Here is a 20223-nt window from a genome sequence, read left to right as displayed (position 1 = left end):
CCGAAGATGCCGCAGCCGCGGGTGGGCAGGCGCCGCTCGACCACGCCGGCCCACATCACCGACGTCGCCATCGACCTGTTCACCGCCCGCGGCTTCGCCGACGTGAGCGTCGACGACGTCGCCCGGGCCGCCGGCATCGCCCGCCGCACGCTCTTCCGCTACTACGCGTCCAAGAACGCCATCCCCTGGGGCGATTTCGACACCCACCTCGCCCACCTACGGGACTTGCTGGACAACGTGGATTCCCGGGTACGCCTGGGTGACGCACTGCGCGCTGCGTTGTTGGCGTTCAACACCTTTGACGAATCGGAGACCGCCCGGCACCGCCAGCGCATGCGGGTGATCCTGCAAACCGCCGAGCTGCAAGCCTATTCGATGACGATGTACGCCGGTTGGCGCGAGGTGATCGCCGGGTTCGTGGCCCGCCGGTGCGATTGCAAGACCACCGATCTGCTGCCCCAGACCGCCGCCTGGACGATGCTCGGGGTGGCGCTGTCGGCATACGAACACTGGCTGAGCGATGAATCCGTCCCGTTGCCGGTCGCCCTGGGCAATGCCTTCGACGTTGTCGGCGGCGGACTGAACGGGCTGGACAATTGAGCGTCGAGCACCTGGTGCACACGCTGCGGGCCCAGGGCAGGTTCTGCGCCTCGTCGGGCTCCGCGATGTACGGCGACCTGTTCGAGCTGGTCGCCACCGACGTCGCGGGCGGCGGCGTGTTCGCGACCATCCTGTCCGGGCACCGGGACGCCCCGTCGCGCGACGCGGTACCGCTCCGGTTGCTCGGCGGGCTGCACCGGCTGGTGCTCGACGGCCGGGCGGGGCGGTTGCGCCGCTGGTACCCCAGCACCGGGGGATGCTGGGATCCCACCTTGGCCTGGCCGGAAATCCGCGACACCGCGGCCGGCCACGCCGATGCCCTGCGCGCGGCGTTGGGTCAACCACCGCAGACCAATGAGGTGGGCCGATCGGCCGCACTGATCGGCGGGTTGCTGCACATCAATGCATTCGATTTGCCCATAAGGCTTTTCGAGATCGGTTCGAGTGCGGGGCTGAACCTGAGAGCGGACCATTACCGCTACCGCTTCGCCGGGGGCCAGTGGGGACCGGCCGACTCGCCGGTGAGCATCGATGACGCGTGGCGCGGCGCGCTGCCGCCCGAGCGCGGGGTGCGGATCGTCGAACGGCGTGGGTATGACATCGCTCCCATCGACGTCGGCGGCGCCGACGGGGAGACGGCCGTGCTGAGCTACATCTGGCCCGACCAGGGCGCGCGGGTCGCGCGGCTGCGCGGGGCCATCGAGGTCGCCCGCCGCGTCCCGGCCCGGCTCGAGCGCCAGACGGCGGCCCGCGCGCTCGCCGGCGTGACGCTGGCCGACGGCGCGCTGACCGTCGTGTGGCATTCGATCACCTGGCAATACCTGTCCACCGACGAACGCGACGCGGTGCGCGCTCAGGTGGAAAGGCTGGCCGCGCTGGCGGAGACGCGCTCACCGTTCGCCCACCTCACGATGGAACCCGCACGCTCTCACCCCGGCGCACCGATCAGGTTCGTGGTGTGCGCCCGCAGCTGGCCGGACGGCGATTCGCGCGTTCTGGGTGAATGCCATCCGCACGGCCCACCGGTGCACTGGCAGTAGGGTTTTCGCGAACTTCTAGGTCCCCATGAAGGTCATCGGATCGTGCAGCACCCGGGTGCCGTCGTGCAGTCCTTCGATGGCCTCCATGTGCTCGGGCTCCAGGGTGAAGTCGAACACGTCCAGATTCTGGGCGACGCGTTCGGGCTTGGACGACCGCGAGACGACGACGTTGTCCAACTGCAGGTTCCAACGGACCAGCACCTGCGCGGGCGTGCGGGCGTACTCGGCGGCGATCGACGTGACGACCGGCTCCTCGATGAGCCTGCCGACGCCCAGCGGGCTGTAGGACTGCGTGGTCACGTCGTGCTGGACGTGGGCCTGGCGCAGTTCGGCCTGGTTGAGACGCGGGTGCAGCTCGACCTGGTTCACGGCGGGCACCTCGGCGCTTTCCTCGATGACCGTCGCCAGCAGTTCCTCGGTGAAGTTGCAGACGCCGATCGAGCGGACGTGCCCCTCTTCGCGGGCGACCTTCATGCCCTCGAAGCTCTCCACGTACTTGCCCAGCTTCGGCGCCGGCCAGTGGATCAGGTAGAGGTCGAGGTAATCCAGTCCAAGTCGGTCCAGGCTCTCCTTGCACGACTCCTGGGCACTGTGGAAGCCCTGCTTGGAGGTGCCCAGCTTGGTAGCGACGAACAATTCCTCGCGGGGAATGCCCGACGCGGCTATCGCACGGCCGACGGCTTCTTCGTTTCCGTAAGAGGCAGCGGTGTCGATAAGACGGCAGCCGGCTTCCAGGGCCGCGAGTACCGAGCTTTCCGTCTCCACATCGGACAACTTGGCTACCCCCAAGCCAAGCACGGGCATCTTCGCCTCGTCGTTGAGAGCGACGGTCGGAATCGCGCTGGGAGTGCTGTACATCTCATCAATCACTGTCACTTGTCAATCACCTGCCTGCCAAGTTCGGTACTGGGTTATCTGGATTAGAACGATCAGTGGCGGCCGCCAAGCCGGGCGGTTTAAGCCAACCCCTTGCATTGCGCAGGGTCCCGGACGTCGTTCGCTTGCAGACACTAACGGAGCTCGGCAACCGATGCACAGAGTTCGGCGATCCCGTCGCCGCAGCAACAATCATCGGTTATCGGAGTTACGCTTTTCCAGCGCAATAGGTTTGGCGTCGAGGTGCTGGCAATTATGTGACCGCGACTACAGGAGCCGCCCAATGCCCGCCTTCGGCCATTCAAAACATTTACGACAGTGATGTGCATCACCATCGAATTCGACTGTATTCCATGCCTGATTCGCGCCAAAGCCCCAGTAAGACGAATATGTCTGGCGAAAACCTGTGCGGTCCAAGTGTTTTCGATCGACAGTCGATCCAGCGGGGTGCGTGTGACGCGAAATCGCCTACCCCTTATGCTCGAAAAACGCCGACCGCACGCCAACACCGGAAGCGAGGCAAATCTGTCCCATGAAGACAATGCAAGAACTTTTCGAAATCGCCTGGCAGGCAACGCAAATCGGTGCCGTCACGCTCAAGAAATCGCAACCGAGTTCGGTGCAGCACAAAGGCGACCGTGACCTGGTCACCGACATCGATCTCGCGATCCAGCGCGATATCGCCGACTACCTGGCCCAAACCACATCTGACATCGCATTACTGGCCGAAGAGTCCGAGCGACAGCCGGACATCGAAACGTCCGAGTGGCTCTGGGTGCTCGACCCCATCGACGGAACATCGAACTTCGTCCACGGGCTCCCGCTGTGCGCGGTATCGCTGGCCCTGCTCCACAAGGGCGTCACCGTCGTCGCGGTCACCCACGCGCCCCTGCTCGGCAGGACGTATCACGCGATCAAAGACAAGGGTGCGTTCCTGGGCGGCCAGCGGATCAACGCCAGCGCCACCGACAGCCTCAGCGGGGCCGTCGTGTCCCTCGGCGACTACGCGGTCGGCCACGACGCCGGCAGGCTGAATCAGCACCGGCTGGCGCTCACCGCCGAGCTGGTGCCCCGCGTCGAGCGCATCCGGATGATCGGGGCCGCGACGCTGGACCTCGCCTTCGTCGCCGAGGGCGCCCTGGACGCCTGCGTGATGATGTCCAACAAGCCCTGGGACACCGCCGCCGGGACGCTGATCGCGCGCGAAGCGGGAGCGCAGCTCACCGACGCGCACGGCAATCCCCACACCCACAAGTCAGCGTCGACCGTCATCAGCGCGCCGGGCATCGCCGAGCAACTCGCGACCGTCATCAAGAACACCGAGATCCCCAGCGAGCGGTACGCGGCCGCCGTCGGCTGACGCCGAACAGCCAACCCGGACAACCAAAGAGGCGGTCAGCCCAACATTTCGGCGATCGGCACGGCCGCGGCGATCTTGGCGCGGGTCTTCATGACCTTGCCGGGCATCCCGCCGCCGACCACCCCGACCAGCGCACCGTCGCGTTCGTAGTAGGCCAGGAATTTGCGGCCGTCGTCCTCGACGATATGGACGATGTCGTCGGCCTCCGGCTCGCCCAGGCACTGGATCTTGACGTCGTACTGGTCGCTCCAGAAGTAGGGGACGACCACCGCGGGAGGCACATCCTGCCCCAGCATCGCGGGCACCAGGGCTCGGGCCTGATCGGCGACGTTGCTCCAATGTTCCACGCGCCCTTGGTGTCCCGTCGCGTTACGCCACGACGCGACATCACCGAGAGCCCACACGTTGGGCGCGCTGGTGCGTCCGGCCTCGTCGCAGATGACGCCGTTGTCGACGGTTACGCCGCTGCCCTCGAGCCATTCGGTCGCCGGGCGCGACCCGATGCCGACCACCACCACGTCGGCCGTCAGCTCGGTGCCGTCGCTCAACACCACCGCCTCGACGCGCGTGTCACCCCGCACCTGGGCCACGCCGACCCCGAGGCGGACGTCGACGCCTTCGGCGCGGTGCAGGCGGGCCACCAGCTCACCGATCTGCTCGCCTAACACGGCGGCCAGCGGTGTCGGCTGCGGCTCCACCAGCACCACGTCCACCCCCAGGCTGCGCAGGCTGGCGGCCACCTCGCAACCGATGAAGCCGGCGCCGATGACGACCGCGCGCTGCGCCGCGGACGCGTGCTCGCGCAGCGCCAGGCACTCGTCGAACGATCGCAGCACGCGGATGCCGTCGAGATCGGGGATCGCCGGGATGCGGCGCGGTACCAGTCCCGTGGCGATCACGAGTTCGTCGTAGCGCAGCGTCGTCCCGTCGTCGAGCGTCACCGTCCGCGCCGCGGTGTCCAGACTGCCGGCGGCCGACCCCAGGCGCAGCGTGACGCCGTTCTCGTCGTACCACTCGCGCGGTTTGAGCGCGGTGTCGTCGACCTCTTTGCGCAGCACCTCTTTGGACAGCGGCGGGCGGTCGTAGGGCAGGTGCACTTCGTCGCTGACGATCGTGATGAGCCCCGAATACTCCGATTTCCGCAGCTGCTCGGCGGTGCGGGCGGCGGCCAATCCGCCTCCGACGATCACGATTCCGTTGGTGGCGCCTTCGTCACTACTCACGTGGAGTTCTTAGCACGGTGGCCGGTCAGTACTTTAGGGCACCCTTATCCACGGGGATCTGCGAACCGGTGAGTGTGCCCGACCCATCGCCGGCGAGCCATGCCACGACGTCGGCCACTTCGCCGGCCGTCATGAAGCCGTTGGGCTGCACCGGCATTGGGGGGAAGCTGTGCACGAAGCTGGGATGCCTGGCAAAAATCTCCATCATCGCCTCGGGCTCGATCATCGGGGTTTCGACCGAGTACGGATGGATGGAGTTGACCCGGATGCCGTATTCGCCGAGCTCGATGGCGAGCGTGTTGGTGAGCGCGGTGAGCCCGTGCTTGCTGGCCGAGTAGTGGCCGTTGCCCGGTGTCGCCTTGAGGCCCGCCGACGAGCTGACCACCACGATGGAACCGCCGTTGCCCGCCTCGATCATCGCCGGCACGGTGGCGCGCAGCGTGCGCCAGGTGCCGGTCAGGTTGACGCCGATGACCGTGTCCCACTGTTCATCGGTGAGCTCCCAAACGCGGCCCCAGCTCAGCACTCCGGCGTTGGCCACCACGATGTCGAGCCGACCGAACTGCTCCATCCCGTCGGCCACCAGCCCCCGCAGCGCGGCGTCGTCGCGGACGTCGACCTCGCGGGCCAGGATCTTGCGTCCCTGGCCTTCCACCAGGCGCGCGGTCTCGTCGAGGTCCTCGCGGGTGGCGGGCGCGTACGTCACGCTGGCGGACGCCGGCGCGCAGATGTCCAGCGCGATGATGTCGGCGCCGTCGGCGGCCAGCCGCACCGCGTGCGATCGTCCCTGGCCTCGGGCGGCCCCGGTGATGAATGCCACCCGTCCCTGCAGTGATCCGGCCTGTTGCGCCACGTGTAACCCCTTCGACCGCGGATAGACCAAGCCAGGCTAGCAGCGGAACTGAAACGTGTTCTAATTCACCCGCCGGCGGCCGGGCGAGCCCTCTAGATTTCGGAGATGATCTGCGCGCGCCGGCTGTTGTATTCCTCGTCGGTCAGCGCCCCGCGGGCGCGCAGCTCGCTCAGTTCCTGCAGCCGCGCGGCGATCGACGGTTCGGGCGGTGTCGCGACGGCCGCCGCCGCGGGCGCCGCAGCCGGTGCCGGTTGGGCGGCCGGGGCCTGTTGTTCGACCGCCCGGCGCACCACCGCCTGAATCTGGCCGCGCAGCGCCGGGTTCGACCGCATGTCGACCATCCGGTTGAGCGGAACGTTGTTGGCCTTGAGGATCTGCAGGATCTCCATCAGCGGGCCCGCCTGTCCGCTCAGGTCGTAGGTTTGGTTGTCCTCGGCCACCGTGAACTGCGCGGGCATCAGACCGTTGACCAAAGCGCTTCGCTCCCAGTCGATTCGGTATTCATTGGTGGTGGGGTTGACCAGGACCACCACCTTGCGGGCATTGAGGTTGCCGAGCCGGGTGACGCTGGCGATCACGCGGTCTTCGCTGTCGAAGGGCAGGAATCCGGGACCGGCGATGTGCAGATGCACCTTGACGACCTGCTGGTTGTTGACCCACGTGCCCGTTTCGGTGATGCCGGTGATCTGGGCGAGCGCCAGCACGCCGCTCTGCTCGAGCGCGGCCACCTTCGCGGACGACTTGGCCCCATAGTTCGCCAGCACGAGCGCGATCAGCACGTCCGCCACGGTGATGAGCAGGCCGACGTAGAACATCCACTGCAACAGGCTGCCGAGCCCCATGACGAAGTAGACGACCAAGAAAATCGGCCCGACCAGGCCGCCGCACAGCAAAACGACCAGCTGTGCCTTCAGGTAGCGTGCTAACACTTGCCCCTCCTCGGCTTGCTGGGGATTTGTGTCAGATTAGCGCTCGCGGTCACCGGTGAACGCGATACGCGCAAACCGGTTTCGGCCGTCTACCGGCGATCGCAAGCGCGGCCGCGGCGATCGCAAGCGCGGCGTGGCCGGGCGCAGCGGGTCGCCGCATAGTCCAAGCCGGCCGCAGCGGGTCGCCGCCGTCAAACGAGCGGATCGGACGGCACGATGGGCACGCGGCGCACCGGCGGCTGCGCCGCTGACGGGGAAGTCGGCGAGTGCGGCGCCGCGCGCGGCGATACCGGCAGCGTCGTGGCGGGAGAAGGCTGCGGCGCCACCTCGGGCTGCATGGGTGCGGCGGCCGTGCCGGGCGATGCCGATACCGCAGGCTGGACGGCGGGCGGGGAACTGGCCGGGGCGTACGCCGGCGTCGCCACCCGCGCCGGCCCGGCCGGAGCGGTGGCCGAGGCCAGCGTCGCCGATCCCGTCGGCGCCGCCGCGACGGGCGTGCCGGCCGGTGCCGGCGTGGCGACGGCCGCCGCCGGCGCCACCGCCGCCGCCAGGGGCCCGGCGGGCGCGGTCGGCGCGGACGTTCCCACGGCGCCGGCGGTCATCGTCGGGACCTGCGCGGCCATCGACGCGGGCGCCGCGGCGGTCTGCAAGGGCGTGGTGTTGGCGGCCTCGGCGGCGGCGTACTGCATCGCGCCGCCGTTCATCAGCTGCACGAACTGGCTGTGGAAGGCGGCCGCCTGAGCGCTGAGCGCCTGATAGACCTGGGAGTGGGCGTCGAACAGAGCGGCGATACTCGCCGAAACCTCGTCGGCGCCGGGGGCCAGCACACCCGACGTCGGACCCAGTGCCGCCGTGTTCGCCGAGCTGATCGTCGACCCGATCGTGGCCAGGTCCGTCGCGGCAGCCGCGACGAACTCGGGAGTCGCTTGAACGAACGACATCGGCACCTCCCCGCCACGCCCTACGGTCACCGAGAACCAATGAGGAAATCCTAGTCCAGGCCGCGCCGCGGCCGCATGATTTCAGCGCGCCGGTTCCGACCGACGATGCGCACAGCGAACAAAGCCCGGATTGCCGAGTCGGCAATCCGGGCTTTGGACTAACTCAGTAGCGAACTACTTGACGATCTTGACGACCCGGCCGGCGCCGACGGTGCGGCCGCCCTCGCGGATCGCGAACCGCAGACCGTCGTCCATGGCGACGGGCTGGATCAGCTTCACCGAGATGTTGGTGTTGTCACCGGGCATCACCATCTCGGTGCCCTCCGGCAGCGTCACCACACCGGTCACGTCGGTGGTGCGGAAGTAGAACTGCGGACGGTAGTTGTTGAAGAACGGCGTGTGCCGGCCGCCCTCGTCCTTGGACAGGATGTAGACGCTGCCCTCGAACTCGGTGTGCGGCGTGGTGGTGCCGGGCTTGACCACGACCTGGCCGCGCTCGACGTCCTCACGCTTGATACCACGCAGCAGCAGACCGACATTGTCGCCGGCCTGGCCCTGGTCGAGCAGCTTGCGGAACATCTCCACACCGGTGACCGTGGTCTTGGTGCTGGTCGGCTTGATACCGACGATCTCGACTTCCTCGTTCACGTTGATCACGCCGCGCTCGACACGACCGGTGACCACCGTGCCACGCCCGGTGATGGTGAAAACATCCTCGACCGGCATCAGGAACGGCTTCTCCGTCTCACGGACCGGGTCCGGGATCGACTCGTCGACGGCATCCATCAGCTGCTCGACGGACTCGACCCACTTCGCGTCGCCCTCGAGCGCCTTGAGCGCGGAGACCCGCACCACCGGGGCGTCCTCGTCGAACTCCTGGGCGGCCAGCAGCTCGCGGACCTCCATCTCGACGAGCTCGAGCAGCTCCTCGTCGTCGACCATGTCGGCCTTGTTCAGGGCGACCAGGATGTAGGGCACGCCGACCTGACGCGCGAGCAGCACGTGCTCACGGGTCTGCGGCATGGGGCCGTCGGTGGCGGCGACCACCAGGATCGCACCGTCCATCTGGGCCGCACCGGTGATCATGTTCTTGATGTAGTCGGCGTGACCCGGGGCGTCGACGTGAGCGTAGTGACGCTTCTCGGTCTGGTACTCCACGTGGGAGATGTTGATGGTGATACCGCGCTGACGCTCCTCGGGCGCGTTGTCGATCTGGTCGAACGCGCGGGACTCGTTCAGGTTGGGGTACTTGTCATGCAGAACCTTGGTGATAGCCGCGGTCAGCGTGGTCTTGCCGTGGTCAACGTGACCAATGGTCCCGATGTTGACGTGCGGCTTCGTCCGCTCGAACTTCGCCTTCGCCACTTCTGTGTCCTCCTGGACTAGTTGGTGCTTGTTAAAGCAGTGTTGGTGTTTTCAGTTGTGCCGCGCCCAAGGCATTCCAATGACCCGGCAAGGTTACTCCGAGGGAACTTGAGCTGATGGCTCGACTCCTCGCTCGTAAGCTCCGCTTACTCGCCTCCGAACTCGTTAGTCTTCGCTCACTGACCCGTCGCCTTCGCGATGATCTCCTTTGACACGTTCGCCGGCACTTCGGCGTACGAGTCGAAGACCATGGAGTAGTTTGCCCGGCCTTGGGTCTTGGACCGCAGGTCGCCGACGTAGCCGAACATCTCCGACAGCGGCACATGCGCCTTGACCACGCGCGCACCGCTCCGCTCCTCCATGGCCTGGATCTGGCCACGGCGGGAGTTCAGGTCGCCGATCACGTCGCCCATGTAGTCCTCGGGCGTGGTGACCTCGACGGCCATGATCGGTTCCAGGATGACTGGCTGGGCTTGCGCCGCAGCCTTTTTCAGCACCTGCGAACCGGCGATCTTGAAGGCCATCTCCGACGAGTCGACCTCGTGGAAAGCCCCATCGAGCAGGGTGACCTTCAAGTTGACCAGCGGGTAACCGGCCAGCACGCCGTACTGCATGGCGTCCTGCGCGCCGGCGTCCACCGACGGGATGTACTCACGCGGGATACGTCCACCGGTGACCTTGTTCTCGAACTCGTAGGTCGCGCCGTCTTCGCCGTGGAACGGTTCCAGGCTGATCAGCACCTTGGCGAACTGGCCGGAACCGCCGGTCTGCTTCTTGTGGGTGAACTCGACCTTGTCCACCGTCCGCTTGATGGTCTCCTTGTAGGCGACCTGCGGCTTACCGACGTTGGCCTCGACCTTGAACTCGCGGCGCATCCGGTCCACCAGGATGTCCAGGTGCAACTCGCCCATCCCGCCGATCACGGTCTGGCCGGTCTCGGAGTCCTGGTGAACCTTGAAGGTCGGGTCCTCCTCGGCGAGCTTCTGGATCGACAGGCTCAGCTTCTCCTGGTCGCTCTTGGTCTTGGGCTCGATGGCCACCTCGATGACCGGGTCGGGGAAGGTCATCGACTCCAGCACGATCTGCTGGTTCGGGTCGCTCAGGGTGTCACCGGTGGTGGTGTCCTTCAGCCCGATCACCGCATAGATGTGACCGGCCGAGGCGGTCTCCACCGGGTTCTCCTTGTTGGAGTGCATCTGGAACAGCTTGCCCAGCCGCTCCTTTTTGCCCTTGGTGGCGTTGATGACCTGGCTGCCGGAGTCGACCTTCCCCGAGTACACGCGGACGTAGGTCAGCTTGCCGAAGAACGGGTGTGTCGCGACCTTGAACGCCAACGCGGAGAACGGCTCGTCGGTCGAGGGGTTGCGGGTGATCTCCTCGCCCTCCTTCCCCGGCGCGTGGCCGACGGCCGGGGGCACGTCCAGCGGCGAGGGCAGGTAGTCGATGACGGCGTCGAGCATGGGCTGCACGCCCTTGTTCTTGAACGCGCTGCCGCACAGCACCGGGTACGCCTCCGAGCTGATGGTCAGCTTGCGGATGGCGCCCTTGATCTCGGCGACGGTGAGCTCCTCGCCACCGAGGTACTTCTCCAGCAGCGCCTCGTCGGTCTCGGCGACGGCCTCGAGCAGCTTGGTGCGGTACTCGTCGGCCTTTTCGGCAAGTTCGGCCGGGATGTCGATGGTCTCGTAGGTTTCGCCCAGCTTCGTCTCACCGCGCCAGACCTTGGCGTTCATCTCGACCAGGTCGACGACGCCCTCGAAGTCGCCCTCGGAGCCGACGGGCAGCTGGATCGGAATGGCGTTCGCGCCGAGGCGCTCCTCCATCGTCCGCACGGAGAAGTAGAAGTCGGCGCCGATCTTGTCCATCTTGTTGACGAAGCAGATGCGCGGGACGTCGTATTTGTCGGCCTGCCGCCAGACCTGCTCGGACTGCGGCTCGACACCTTCCTTGCCGTCGAAGACGGCGACGGCTCCGTCGAGCACGCGCAGGCTGCGCTCCACCTCGACGGTGAAGTCGACGTGCCCGGGCGTGTCAATGATGTTGATCTGGTTGTCTTTCCAGAAGCAGGTGGTGGCCGCGGAGGTGATGGTGATCCCCCGCTCCTGCTCCTGTTCCATCCAGTCCATGGTGGCGGCGCCGTCGTGCACCTCACCGATCTTGTAGCTGATACCGGTGTAGTAGAGGATGCGCTCGGTCGTCGTCGTCTTGCCGGCGTCGATGTGCGCCATGATGCCGATGTTGCGGACCTTGGTGAGGTCGGTCAGCACGTCCTTCTGTGCCACAGAAGTCTTCCCACTCTTTCGATTGCGTAGTTGCTGTCGTTCGCGGTCAGGCCGGCCCGGCACCCGCGCCGGAGAGACCTACCAGCGGTAGTGCGCGAAGGCGCGGTTGGCCTCGGCCATCTTGTGGGTGTCCTCGCGTCGCTTGACGGCGGCCCCCAGGCCGTTGCTGGCATCCATGATCTCGTTTGCCAGGCGCTCGACCATGGTCTTCTCCCGGCGTTGCCGCGAGAAGCTGACAAGCCAGCGCAGCGCCAGCGTGGTGGACCGATCCGGACGCACCTCGACCGGCACCTGATAGGTGGCACCACCGACGCGGCGGCTGCGCACCTCCAAGGCGGGCTTGACGTTGTCGAGAGCACGCTTGAGCGTGATCACGGGATCCGTGCCCGTTTTATCCCGGGCTTGTTCGAGCGCACCGTAAACAATGCGCTCGGCGAGTGATTTCTTCCCCTGCAGCAGGACTTTGTTCACCAGCTGGGTGACCAGCTGTGATCCGTAGACCGGGTCATTGACCAACGGACGCTTCGGCGCGGGCCCCTTGCGCGGCATCAGCTCTTCTCCTTCTTGGCGCCGTAACGGCTGCGAGCCTGCTTGCGGTTCTTGACGCCCTGGGTGTCGAGCGAACCGCGGATGATCTTGTATCGGACACCGGGCAGGTCCTTCACCCGGCCACCACGCACCAGCACCATCGAGTGTTCCTGCAGGTTGTGACCCTCGCCGGGGATGTAGGCCGTGACCTCAACCTGACTCGTCAGCTTCACGCGGGCCACCTTCCGAAGCGCGGAGTTCGGCTTCTTCGGAGTGGTGGTGTACACGCGCGTGCATACGCCGCGGCGCTGCGGGCTGCCCTTGAGGGCCGCGGTCTTGACCTTGGCGACCTTGTCCCGGCGACCCTTGCGGACCAGCTGCTGGATGGTTGGCATCTACCGGCTTTCTCTATTCGTGTTCGGCATACTTCTGGCGATTTCAAGTCTGTGTACTGCAGTTATGTCCGTCCGCCTCACCCCGCGGCCGGGTGTGTCGCATGCGCTGCGCACCGGACTTGGTCCGATGCGTCATGGACAGGCGAATTCGCCCGGCATCCACTTCCTTACGGTTGGGCGCCGTAAGCCGCCAGGCACGAGGAACCACAATACCCGCCGCCGGTCTCGCAGGTCAAAGCGGCGGACCCGTGGCGATCGCCAGCGCGGCATAGCCGGGCGCAGCGGGTCGCCGCTATCGGGCCGCGCCCGTGGCGCCGTCGCCGGCGGTGCGCCGTTCCAGACCCGCCGCCAGGCGCAGCACCATGTCGGAGAACAACGCGTCGGTGTCGATGTCGTCCATGACACCGGTCATCTCCAGCAACACGAAGCCGTGCAACGCCGACCAGAACTCCAGCGCCGCGAAAAAGGCCGCCTCGCCGTCGAGACCGTAGGAGGACAGCACGGCGATCACCGGCGCGGCCGCGCCGCGGGTCGCGGCCGTGTATTCCGGATCGTCGCCACCCAGCGGCATCCGGGTGAAGGCCGAGTAGCGGCCCGGGTGATGGTGGGCATAGCTGCGGTACGCGCCCGCCATGACCAGCACGGCATCGTCGCGGGCGCGGCCCACGCCCACCCGGTTGAGCATCATGATGATGTCGTCGATGACGCGAATCCGCACCGCGCGGCGCAAATCCTCCAGGCTGTCCACATGGTTGTACAGCGACGGCCCCTTGGTGCCCAATCCCATCGCCAGCGCGTTGATGGTCAGGGCGTCCCAGCCCTCGCGATCCAGGAACGTCAGTGCGCCGTCGATGATCCCTTCCCGGCTCAGCTTGGTCGGGCGAGAGCCGGGCCGTCCCGCGCGTTGGCGCCCGGCCGCCGACGGCGGATCCGGTTGAGCTGCCATGCGGTCGCCCTTCGATCGCGGAAACGGGTTGCGGTTAACTAATGACTCTAGTTGACGCCCGTTCAGACAGTAATCTCCCCGGCGGGACATGCGCGCCCGGCGGAGGAAAATAAATCTGCCATCGGGCAGGCAAATGCACGTAATGTCATGCTTGGCTCATTCGAGCAGACGACCCGTCCAAAAGGGGGCCCGCAGTGAAGTGGACAACCGCCGCCGGGTCACTGGCCACCGGCGCTCTCGCCGTCGCCGCCGGTTTCGCCGCCACGGTCGCCGCCCCACCGCCGCTCGCGCAGGCCAAGAACGGCGACACCCATGTCATCGGGGAGGATATCGAGCAGACGATCGACTGCAACGACGCCACGCTGCTGGTCAACGGCACGGGCATCACCGTCACCGCGCTGGGCAACTGCTACGCCGTGACGGTGATGGGTTCGTCGAATGTGGTTGTCGCCGACTCGGTTTCGCACGACATCACGGTGTACGGCTACGACCAGACGGTGTTCTACAAGAGCGGTCAGCCGTTCCTGTGGGACCGCGGCCGCGAATTGGGCATGACCAACCGGCTCCAGCAGGTGGCGAGCTGAGGCACCACACCGAGCGGAACCAAAAAACGAGAGGGAATCAAAAAACGATGTGCGTCCATACCTTCGAGCACCGCCGCAGACTGGCCGCATTCGCTTTGGCACCGGCGGCCGCGGCCCTGGTGCTGGCCGGCTGCAGTTCGACGGCCAACCCGCCGGCGGGGTCCTCGACGACCACCACCAAGAGCAGCGCGACGACCAGTGCGGGCGCCGCGCCGACGACGGGATCGGGCGGTGCGAGCACCACCGCGTCCATCGAGATCGGCAACTCGATCAATTACGGGTCGATGGGCACCACCACCACCCTGGACTGCGCCAGCGGCAAGTCGCTGAACGTCGGCGGCTCGGACAACAACCTGACGATCACGGGCACCTGCGAGACGGCCACCATCAGCGGCACCAACAACAAGATCACGTTCGACAAGGTGAACACCCGCATCACCGTGCTGGGGATGAACAACACCATCACCTACAAGGACGGTGACCCCAAGGTGGACAAGATCGGCCAGAGCAACACGATCAACAAGGGCGGCTGACCGGCCGGCGGCTAACCGGCCCTTATTCGGCGGCCGCGCCGTGCCTTCCCGCGCCCGCGGCGAACCGCCCGGCTCCTTCGTTCGCCTCCGCGGCCACCCGGGAGATGCTGGCGAATTCGAAGTCGAGCGCCTCGGATTCCGTTGTCCCCCATTGATGTAGCGCCGAGAGCCGGTCCGAGCGCAGGCACTGCTGTGGCAGCGCCGCCAGTTGCTCCGCCAATTCCTCTGCGGCCTGGCGCGATTGGCCCTTGGGGACCACCCGATTCGCCAGTCCGATGGCCTGGGCTTCGTCGGCGGCCACGGCGCGGCCCGTGAGAATCATGTCTATCGCGCGGCTGTGTCCGATCAGCCGCGGCAGCCGCACGGTGCCGCCGTCGATCAGTGGGACACCCCAGCGCCGGCAGAACACACCGAACACGGCATCCTCCTCGGCGACCCGCAGATCACACCAGATGGCCAGCTCCAGACCGCCGGCGACGGCGTAGCCGCTGACCGCGGCGATGACGGGTTTGGACAGCACCATTCGTGTCGGCCCCATCGGACCCGGGCCCGTCCGGTGCACGGCGTTGGCGTCGGGTGTGCCAAAGGCCTTCAAATCGGCTCCGGCGCAGAACGTTCCGCCGTCGCCCCAGAGCACGGCCACCGACGCGGTGTCGTCGCGCTCGAATTCCTCGAAAGCCGCATACAGCGCGGCGGCGGTCGGCCCGTTGACCGCGTTGCGCGCCCCCGGCCGGTCGATGATCACCGTGGTCACCGGGCCGTTGCGCTCGACGCGCACCGGATCACTCATGTCGCCTCCGCAAATAGTGGTTCACGCCGCTGCAGCAGCTCGGCGGCGAAGTCGTGGTAGGCCGCCCGCAACCGGGCACCGGGCCAGTCGGCCGGGAGTAGTTCGTCGGGCAGGACCGGGTCGGTGAGCAGGTGCCGCACGGTCGCTGCGGCCACCACGAAGCGACCGGGAATATCTGGCGCGGCGGCCATTTCGCCAAGCAACTGATGACCGGACTGCGCCCAGCCGGGCAGGTCCCACAGCCGCGCGGCCAGCTCGGCGGGATCGTCGTCGCGCGCGCGCAGGACCCGCACCCTGGCCGTGACGTCGGGGCCGAGCTCCGCGGCGATATTGTCGGGCCGCATCCACACCCCCTCGCGTAACTCACCAAAGCGCTTGTCGTGCATGGAATTACGCAGCGAGGCGCGGGTGCGCGCATCGTCACCCACGCTGGTCACGATGAGCGTGGTCCACTCCTGGCGCCACGGGCGGACCCGTGGGTCGATGGCGGCGTCCTGACGCCGCTGGCGGGCGAGCAGGCGATCCGAGAGCCGATAGCCGTCCGCGTTGCGGACCAGGTCGCCCGCACCGACCATCCGGGTCAGCGCCACTCGCAGGGTCGACTCCTTGATGCCGAAATCGGCAGTGAGCCTGACTAGTTCGCTGGCGCGGGCGCGCGCCGGGTGAGCACCGAGCAACACGCTGAGCACCACCGACCGCGCTGTCATGTCCGCCATGGCTACACTCCGGACGCGCGACGCCCGTGGTCGCCGAACGGCTCGTCGCGATGCCGTACCGCCTCACGGAATCCGTGCTCGACCGCGTCGGCGACGAAGGCGTGGCCCTCGGGCGTGTGCCGAGCGACACCGTCGAACACCGTGCTGACCATCCTGCTGGTGGCCACACCCTGTTGCAGCAGAGCGGAATTCAGCGCGAGCTTGACCATGATGAGCTGGTTGACCGGCACCGCGGCGATCCGCTCGACCAGCCGCTCGGTGCGCTCGTCGAGGTCCGCGGGATCGGGCGCCTCGACCGCCCATCCCCACTCGGCGGCCTGCGCACCGGTGATGCAATCGCCGGTGAACAGCAGCCGTTTGGCGCGCTGGTCGCCGAGGCGGTGCGCCCACAGGCCCGCGGCGGGAACACCCCATACCCGAGTCGGCGGGTACCCGATCTTGGCATCGGCGGCGGCGATCACCTGATCGGCGTGCAGCGCCATGTCGGTGCCCCCGGCCACGCAGTAACCGTGGATCTTGACCACTGTGGGCTTGTCGGCGTGCATGAGGCTGGAAAAGCCCCGCACGAAGCGACTCATCATCTGGTAGTCGATCATCGGATCCCACGGCTGATCCGCCAGATGGTTGACCGCCTGGGTCTTTCCGTCCAGCACCGTGCCCGCATACGCGCCGGTTCCGCCGGCGGACCCCGTGCGGTCGGCGTAGGCGCTCAGGTCGAAGCCCGCGCAGAAACCCTCACCGCGGCCGGACACCAGAATGACATGAACGCCCGGGTCGAGATCGGCCCGCTCCACCAACGCCGAGAGCTCCAGCGGCGTATCCGCGACGATCGCGTTGCCCTTGTCCGGCCGATTGAACGTGATGCGCGCAACCCGGCCCGTGACCTCGTAGGTCATCGTTTTGAGGTTGTCGAAGTCGACCGGCCTGATGGCGTGAGTCATCCCTTTACTAGAGCACGCTCGAGGATGGGCGCCAGATCCAGTCCGTCCGGCATGGTGCCGAACGCACCGCCCCACTGGCGGTCGAGCCGGGTCGTCAGGAATGCCTCGGCGACGGCGGGGTGCCCGTGACGCACCAGCAGCGAGCCCTGCAACGCCAGGCAGATGTCTTCGGCGACCTTGCGGCCGCGGTAGGCGATGGTGTCCAGGTTGGCCAGGTCCGCTCGCAGCCGCCCGACGTGGTTGCCCAGGCGCGGGTCCTGACCCGCGCTGTCGGCGATCTCGTCGAACAGGACCTCGATGCATTCGGGGCGAGTCGCCATGGCGCGCAACGTGTCCAGCGCGCTGACGTTGCCGGAGCCCTCCCAGATGCCCATCAGCGGCGCCTCCCGGTACAGCCGCGGCATGCCGGAGTCCTCGATGTAACCGTTGCCGCCCAGGCATTCCAGCGCTTCGGCGGCGTGCGGGGTGGAGCGCTTGCACACCCAGTACTTGCTGGCCGCCAGGCCGATTCGGCGCAGCAGCGTCTCCTTCTCGTCGCCGCGCACGGCTTTGTCGGTGGCACCGGCCATCCGCATCGCGACCATGGTGGCCGCCTCGGCCTCGACGGCCAGGTCCGCGAGCACGTTGCGCATCAGCGGCTGGTCAATGAGGTAGGCGCCGAAGGCCTTTCGGTGCTGGGCATGGTAGATGGCGCGGGTCAGGCCGGTGCGCATGCTGGTGGCGCTGCCCAGGGTGCAGTCGAGCCGGGTGAGGTTGACCATCTCGATGATGGTGGACACGCCGCGGCCTTCCTCCCCCACCAGCCAGGCGATCGCGCCGTCGTATTCGACCTCGCTGGAGGCGTTGGCGTGGTTGCCGAGCTTGTCCTTGAGCCGCTGCAGGAACATCCGGTTGCGGGTGCCGTCGGGCAGCACGCGGGGAAGCATGAAGCACGACAGCCCCTGGGGTGCCTGCGCGAGCACCAGGAAGATGTCGCACATCGGCGCCGAGGTGAACCACTTGTGGCCGGTCAGGCTGTAGGTCCCGTCGCCGTTGGGGGTCGCCCGGGTGGTGGCCGCCCGCACGTCGGAGCCCCCCTGCTTCTCGGTCATCGACATGCCCGCGGTGATACCCGGTTTGGTGGTGGCGAGCCTGAGTTCCGGGTCGTATTCGCGGCTGGTCAGCAATGGCTCGTAGACCTTGGCGAGCTCGGGGTTGTAGCGGAGCGCGGGCACCACGGCGTACGTCATCGAGATCGGGCAGATGTGCCCCGGCTCGACCGTCCACACCGAGGTCTTGGCGGCGCGGACGACGTGCGCGCCCGGCCGCTCGTCGGCCCAGGGCGCGGCGTGCATGCCATGCGTGATCGCCGCGCGCATCAGTTCGTGGTAGGCCGGGTCGTATTCGACCTCGTCGACGCGGTGACCGTTGCGGTCGTGGGTGTGCAGGATGGGCTGGTTGCGGTCGGCGAGCTCGCCCCACCGCTGCGCCTCGCGGCTGGCCGACAGCGCCCCGACCTCGTTCACCTCGTCCAGGCCCCACTGCCCGCCCTCGCGAATCAGGGCCTCGATGAGCACCGCCGAGGTAGCGGGGTTGTGGTCTTGCAGGGGCGGGACCTGGTTGGTGACGACATGGGTATCCGACATGCCACCAATGTTACATTTTCTCGACAATTGCACAAGAGCTGTAATGATCAGCGCGAGTGTGCGACGAAGAACTCCCACAGTTCTCGCGTCGCGAAATCCGGCCACTCGTGGTCACCCTGGTCGACCGTGATGAGCACGACGCCGCGGCCCTCGGCGCACCCCGCGGTCGACGTGGTGATCGGACCGTCGGTCGTGGCCGATGGGGCGCCGCACTGATCGACGTTGCGCCAGAACGCATTCACGGTGGGCACGGAAGGGCCGTTGATGACGCTGTATCCCGGCCCGCCACCGTAGGGCACAAGCCGATCGGCCGTGCCATGAATGTGCATGACCGACATCGGATGCGGGGTCCGGCATGGGTTCAGCTGGGTGCCCGCAACCGGGCCGATCGCCGCGAAAATCTCGGTGGTGCACGCCAGCGTGTAGGACATGATGCCGCCGTTGCTCATACCGGTGGCATAGACCCTGGCGGCGTCGATGCCGACGTTCGTGGCGATGTCAGCGACGGCCGCGGCGATGAAGCCGACATCGTCGACGCCTTCTCGTCCAGACCGGCCGCAGCAGGTTTGCCCGCCGACGTTCCAGGCCCGGTCGAGGCCATCCGGGTAGGCGACGACGAACTTGCCCGAATCGGCCAATCCGTCCCATCGGTAATCCCTTTCGGCTTCCCCGGCGCTTCCCGACACACCGTGCATCATGACCACCAGCGGGGCCTTGGCGGGCACACCCGCGGGTTTGTACAGCCGATAGCTGCGCTCGAGCCCGCCGACCTTGATGTGGTGGACGCTGGTGCCGGTCGCGAAGCCCGACGGCAGGTTGGCGGCTCCCGGGAAGCAGCCCGCGACCACCAGGACAACGCCCAACAGCGTGGGCAGTCGGCGCAGCATGGATCAAAGGTAAGCGCTGGCCCGGTTTCAGCCGCTTGTTTTCTCCCGCAGGAACGCGATGTCGTCCTTGCGGCCCTCGTCGGCGGTTTCGCAGATGACCGGCGCGTCGGCGGCCTTGACCACCCCGGCGAGCAGCTCGGGATCGATCTGCCCGGCGCCGAAGTTGGCGTGCCGGTCGGCACCGGAGCCGGCCGCGTCCCTCGAGTCGTTGCAGTGCACCAGGTCGATGCGGCCGGTCAGCGCCTTGATCCGGTCGACCGCGTCGATCAGCTTCTCACCCGCGGCCCAAGCGTGGCAGGTGTCCAGGCAGAACCCAATACCCTTGTCGCCGATGTGATCCCACAGCCTGCCGATGGTGTCGAAGTGGCGGGCCATCGCGTGGTCGCCGCCGGCGGTGTTCTCCAGGTAGACCTGCACGTCGGTGTCCAGGTAGTCCAGCGCCTTGACCCACCGCCCGAAGCCTGCGGCCATGTCGTTGTCGTCGGCGTGCCCGCCGTGCACGATCACCGCCGTCGCGTTGATGGCCGCGGCTGCGTCGCAGGTATCTTGCAGAATCTTGCGCGACGGGATCCGGATGCGATTGTTGGCCGATGCCACGTTGATCAGATACGGCGCATGGACGTACAGGGGAATGGTTGAGGCCTTCAGCGCCTCGGTGTCGTCACGCGGCTTGGGCTTCTTCCAGCTCTGCGGGTTGCCGAGGAAGAACTGCACCACGTCGGCGCCGTCCGCCTGCGCGGCGGCCAGGGGATCGTCTTGGTGGACGTGCGAACCGATGAGCACGGCTGCCAGTGTAGTGAGGGGTGCCG

Annotated in this window: 21 protein-coding genes; 5 read left to right on the top strand and 16 right to left on the bottom strand. The window is 67.2% G+C overall.

All coding sequences use genetic code 11. The features are described 5' to 3' along the window. The first annotated feature begins 6 nt into the window (after nt 1–6). Together mftR and EPN51_RS00305 are read left to right on the top strand one after the other, a co-directional pair. Complete coding sequence (mftR, locus tag EPN51_RS00310; protein ID WP_293034790.1) at nt 7–600, top strand: mycofactocin system transcriptional regulator; 594 nt, start codon at nt 7–9, stop codon at nt 598–600. Continuing rightward, complete coding sequence (locus EPN51_RS00305; RefSeq protein ID WP_293034788.1) at nt 597–1640, top strand: DUF2332 family protein; 1044 nt, start codon at nt 597–599, stop codon at nt 1638–1640. Before mftR ends, EPN51_RS00305 begins: the two co-directional genes overlap by 4 nt. 15 nt (nt 1641–1655) lie before the next feature. Here EPN51_RS00305 and EPN51_RS00300 read toward each other — a convergent pair whose 3' ends face one another. Next, nucleotides 1656–2498 (bottom strand): aldo/keto reductase, encoded by an 843-nt coding sequence (locus EPN51_RS00300; protein ID WP_293034841.1) that lies wholly within the window; start codon nt 2496–2498, stop codon nt 1656–1658. Between the two features lie 550 nt (nt 2499–3048). On the opposite strand from EPN51_RS00300, the gene EPN51_RS00295 reads away from it, so the two are divergent. Continuing rightward, complete coding sequence (locus EPN51_RS00295; RefSeq protein ID WP_293034786.1) at nt 3049–3876, top strand: inositol monophosphatase family protein; 828 nt, start codon at nt 3049–3051, stop codon at nt 3874–3876. Nucleotides 3877–3911: 35 nt separating this feature from the next. Here EPN51_RS00295 and EPN51_RS00290 read toward each other — a convergent pair whose 3' ends face one another. The 9 genes from EPN51_RS00290 to EPN51_RS00250 form a co-directional block, all read right to left on the bottom strand. Further along, nucleotides 3912–5099, bottom strand: a complete 1188-nt coding sequence (locus EPN51_RS00290) for an FAD-dependent oxidoreductase (protein ID WP_293034784.1) — start codon at nt 5097–5099, stop codon at nt 3912–3914. 25 nt (nt 5100–5124) lie between these two features. After that, on the bottom strand, nt 5125–5952 hold the full coding sequence (locus tag EPN51_RS00285; protein ID WP_293034782.1) for a mycofactocin-coupled SDR family oxidoreductase: 828 nt from the start codon (nt 5950–5952) through the stop codon (nt 5125–5127). A gap of 92 nt (nt 5953–6044) precedes the next feature. After that, nucleotides 6045–6881, bottom strand: coding sequence for an SHOCT domain-containing protein (locus tag EPN51_RS00280; protein ID WP_293034780.1), 837 nt, complete (start codon nt 6879–6881; stop codon nt 6045–6047). Nucleotides 6882–7072: 191 nt separating this feature from the next. After that, a complete protein-coding gene (locus EPN51_RS00275; protein WP_293034778.1) occupies nt 7073–7822 on the bottom strand; it encodes a PE family protein in 750 nt (249 codons plus the stop codon). 174 nt (nt 7823–7996) lie between these two features. After that, entirely contained in the window at nt 7997–9187 is a 1191-nt protein-coding gene (gene tuf, locus EPN51_RS00270) for an elongation factor Tu (RefSeq protein ID WP_293034776.1), read from the bottom strand. A gap of 176 nt (nt 9188–9363) precedes the next feature. Next, nucleotides 9364–11469 carry an elongation factor G gene (fusA, locus tag EPN51_RS00265; protein WP_293034774.1) on the bottom strand — a complete coding sequence of 702 codons (2106 nt, stop codon included), beginning with the start codon at nt 11467–11469 and terminating at the stop codon, nt 9364–9366. 78 nt (nt 11470–11547) lie between these two features. Next, a complete protein-coding gene (rpsG, locus tag EPN51_RS00260) occupies nt 11548–12018 on the bottom strand; it encodes a 30S ribosomal protein S7 (RefSeq protein WP_065046088.1) in 471 nt (156 codons plus the stop codon). Continuing rightward, nucleotides 12018–12392 (bottom strand): 30S ribosomal protein S12, encoded by a 375-nt coding sequence (gene rpsL / locus EPN51_RS00255; protein ID WP_007767794.1) that lies wholly within the window; start codon nt 12390–12392, stop codon nt 12018–12020. The genes rpsG and rpsL overlap by 1 nt, the downstream gene beginning before the upstream one ends. Nucleotides 12393–12684: 292 nt before the next feature. Continuing rightward, nucleotides 12685–13338 carry a TetR/AcrR family transcriptional regulator gene (locus EPN51_RS00250; RefSeq protein ID WP_293034736.1) on the bottom strand — a complete coding sequence of 218 codons (654 nt, stop codon included), beginning with the start codon at nt 13336–13338 and terminating at the stop codon, nt 12685–12687. 194 nt (nt 13339–13532) lie between these two features. Here EPN51_RS00250 and EPN51_RS00245 point away from each other — a divergent pair, with 194 nt between their 5' ends. Next, entirely contained in the window at nt 13533–13922 is a 390-nt protein-coding gene (locus EPN51_RS00245; RefSeq protein ID WP_293034734.1) for a DUF3060 domain-containing protein, read from the top strand. A 47-nt stretch (nt 13923–13969) separates the two neighbouring features. After that, nucleotides 13970–14455, top strand: a complete 486-nt coding sequence (locus EPN51_RS00240) for a DUF3060 domain-containing protein (RefSeq protein WP_293034732.1) — start codon at nt 13970–13972, stop codon at nt 14453–14455. A gap of 22 nt (nt 14456–14477) precedes the next feature. Here the strand turns inward: EPN51_RS00240 and EPN51_RS00235 are convergent, their stop codons facing one another. Genes EPN51_RS00235 through EPN51_RS00210 form a run of 6 tightly spaced genes read right to left on the bottom strand, consistent with a single transcriptional unit; the run spans nt 14478 to nt 20197 of the window. Beyond that, nucleotides 14478–15245 carry a crotonase/enoyl-CoA hydratase family protein gene (locus tag EPN51_RS00235; RefSeq protein ID WP_293034730.1) on the bottom strand — a complete coding sequence of 256 codons (768 nt, stop codon included), beginning with the start codon at nt 15243–15245 and terminating at the stop codon, nt 14478–14480. Continuing rightward, nucleotides 15242–15961, bottom strand: a complete 720-nt coding sequence (locus EPN51_RS00230; RefSeq protein ID WP_293034728.1) for a PaaX family transcriptional regulator C-terminal domain-containing protein — start codon at nt 15959–15961, stop codon at nt 15242–15244. The genes EPN51_RS00235 and EPN51_RS00230 overlap by 4 nt, the downstream gene beginning before the upstream one ends. 2 nt (nt 15962–15963) lie before the next feature. Beyond that, nucleotides 15964–16902 (bottom strand): crotonase/enoyl-CoA hydratase family protein, encoded by a 939-nt coding sequence (locus tag EPN51_RS00225; RefSeq protein WP_293034726.1) that lies wholly within the window; start codon nt 16900–16902, stop codon nt 15964–15966. Continuing rightward, nucleotides 16899–18527 carry an acyl-CoA dehydrogenase family protein gene (locus EPN51_RS00220; RefSeq protein WP_293034724.1) on the bottom strand — a complete coding sequence of 543 codons (1629 nt, stop codon included), beginning with the start codon at nt 18525–18527 and terminating at the stop codon, nt 16899–16901. Before EPN51_RS00220 ends, EPN51_RS00225 begins: the two co-directional genes overlap by 4 nt. Nucleotides 18528–18574: 47 nt before the next feature. Next, nucleotides 18575–19414 (bottom strand): PHB depolymerase family esterase, encoded by an 840-nt coding sequence (locus EPN51_RS00215; RefSeq protein ID WP_293034722.1) that lies wholly within the window; start codon nt 19412–19414, stop codon nt 18575–18577. A 27-nt stretch (nt 19415–19441) separates the two neighbouring features. After that, a complete protein-coding gene (locus EPN51_RS00210) occupies nt 19442–20197 on the bottom strand; it encodes a deoxyribonuclease IV (RefSeq protein ID WP_293034720.1) in 756 nt (251 codons plus the stop codon). Nucleotides 20198–20223: the final 26 nt, after the last annotated feature.

The sequence above is a fragment of the Mycobacterium sp. genome, assembly GCF_004298145.1.
Lineage (GTDB): Bacteria > Actinomycetota > Actinomycetes > Mycobacteriales > Mycobacteriaceae > Mycobacterium.
This window is presented reverse-complemented; position numbering and strand designations above follow the sequence as displayed.

Bases quoted from the DNA above. Each gene is read 5' to 3' on its own strand.
- EPN51_RS00230 (WP_293034728.1), bottom strand. From the start codon at position 15,961: ATGGCGGACATGACAGCGCGGTCGGTGGTGCTCAGCGTGTTGCTCGGT.
- EPN51_RS00220 (WP_293034724.1), bottom strand. From the start codon at position 18,527: ATGTCGGATACCCATGTCGTCACCAACCAGGTCCCGCCCCTGCAAGAC.
- EPN51_RS00240 (WP_293034732.1), top strand. From the start codon at position 13,970: ATGTGCGTCCATACCTTCGAGCACCGCCGCAGACTGGCCGCATTCGCT.
- rpsG (WP_065046088.1), bottom strand. From the start codon at position 12,018: ATGCCGCGCAAGGGGCCCGCGCCGAAGCGTCCGTTGGTCAATGACCCG.
- EPN51_RS00250 (WP_293034736.1), bottom strand. From the start codon at position 13,338: ATGGCAGCTCAACCGGATCCGCCGTCGGCGGCCGGGCGCCAACGCGCG.
- EPN51_RS00295 (WP_293034786.1), top strand. From the start codon at position 3,049: ATGAAGACAATGCAAGAACTTTTCGAAATCGCCTGGCAGGCAACGCAA.
- EPN51_RS00215 (WP_293034722.1), bottom strand. From the start codon at position 19,414: ATGCTGCGCCGACTGCCCACGCTGTTGGGCGTTGTCCTGGTGGTCGCG.
- rpsL (WP_007767794.1), bottom strand. From the start codon at position 12,392: ATGCCAACCATCCAGCAGCTGGTCCGCAAGGGTCGCCGGGACAAGGTC.
- EPN51_RS00235 (WP_293034730.1), bottom strand. From the start codon at position 15,245: ATGAGTGATCCGGTGCGCGTCGAGCGCAACGGCCCGGTGACCACGGTG.
- EPN51_RS00225 (WP_293034726.1), bottom strand. From the start codon at position 16,902: ATGACTCACGCCATCAGGCCGGTCGACTTCGACAACCTCAAAACGATG.
- EPN51_RS00275 (WP_293034778.1), bottom strand. From the start codon at position 7,822: ATGTCGTTCGTTCAAGCGACTCCCGAGTTCGTCGCGGCTGCCGCGACG.
- EPN51_RS00300 (WP_293034841.1), bottom strand. From the start codon at position 2,498: ATGTACAGCACTCCCAGCGCGATTCCGACCGTCGCTCTCAACGACGAG.
- mftR (WP_293034790.1), top strand. From the start codon at position 7: ATGCCGCAGCCGCGGGTGGGCAGGCGCCGCTCGACCACGCCGGCCCAC.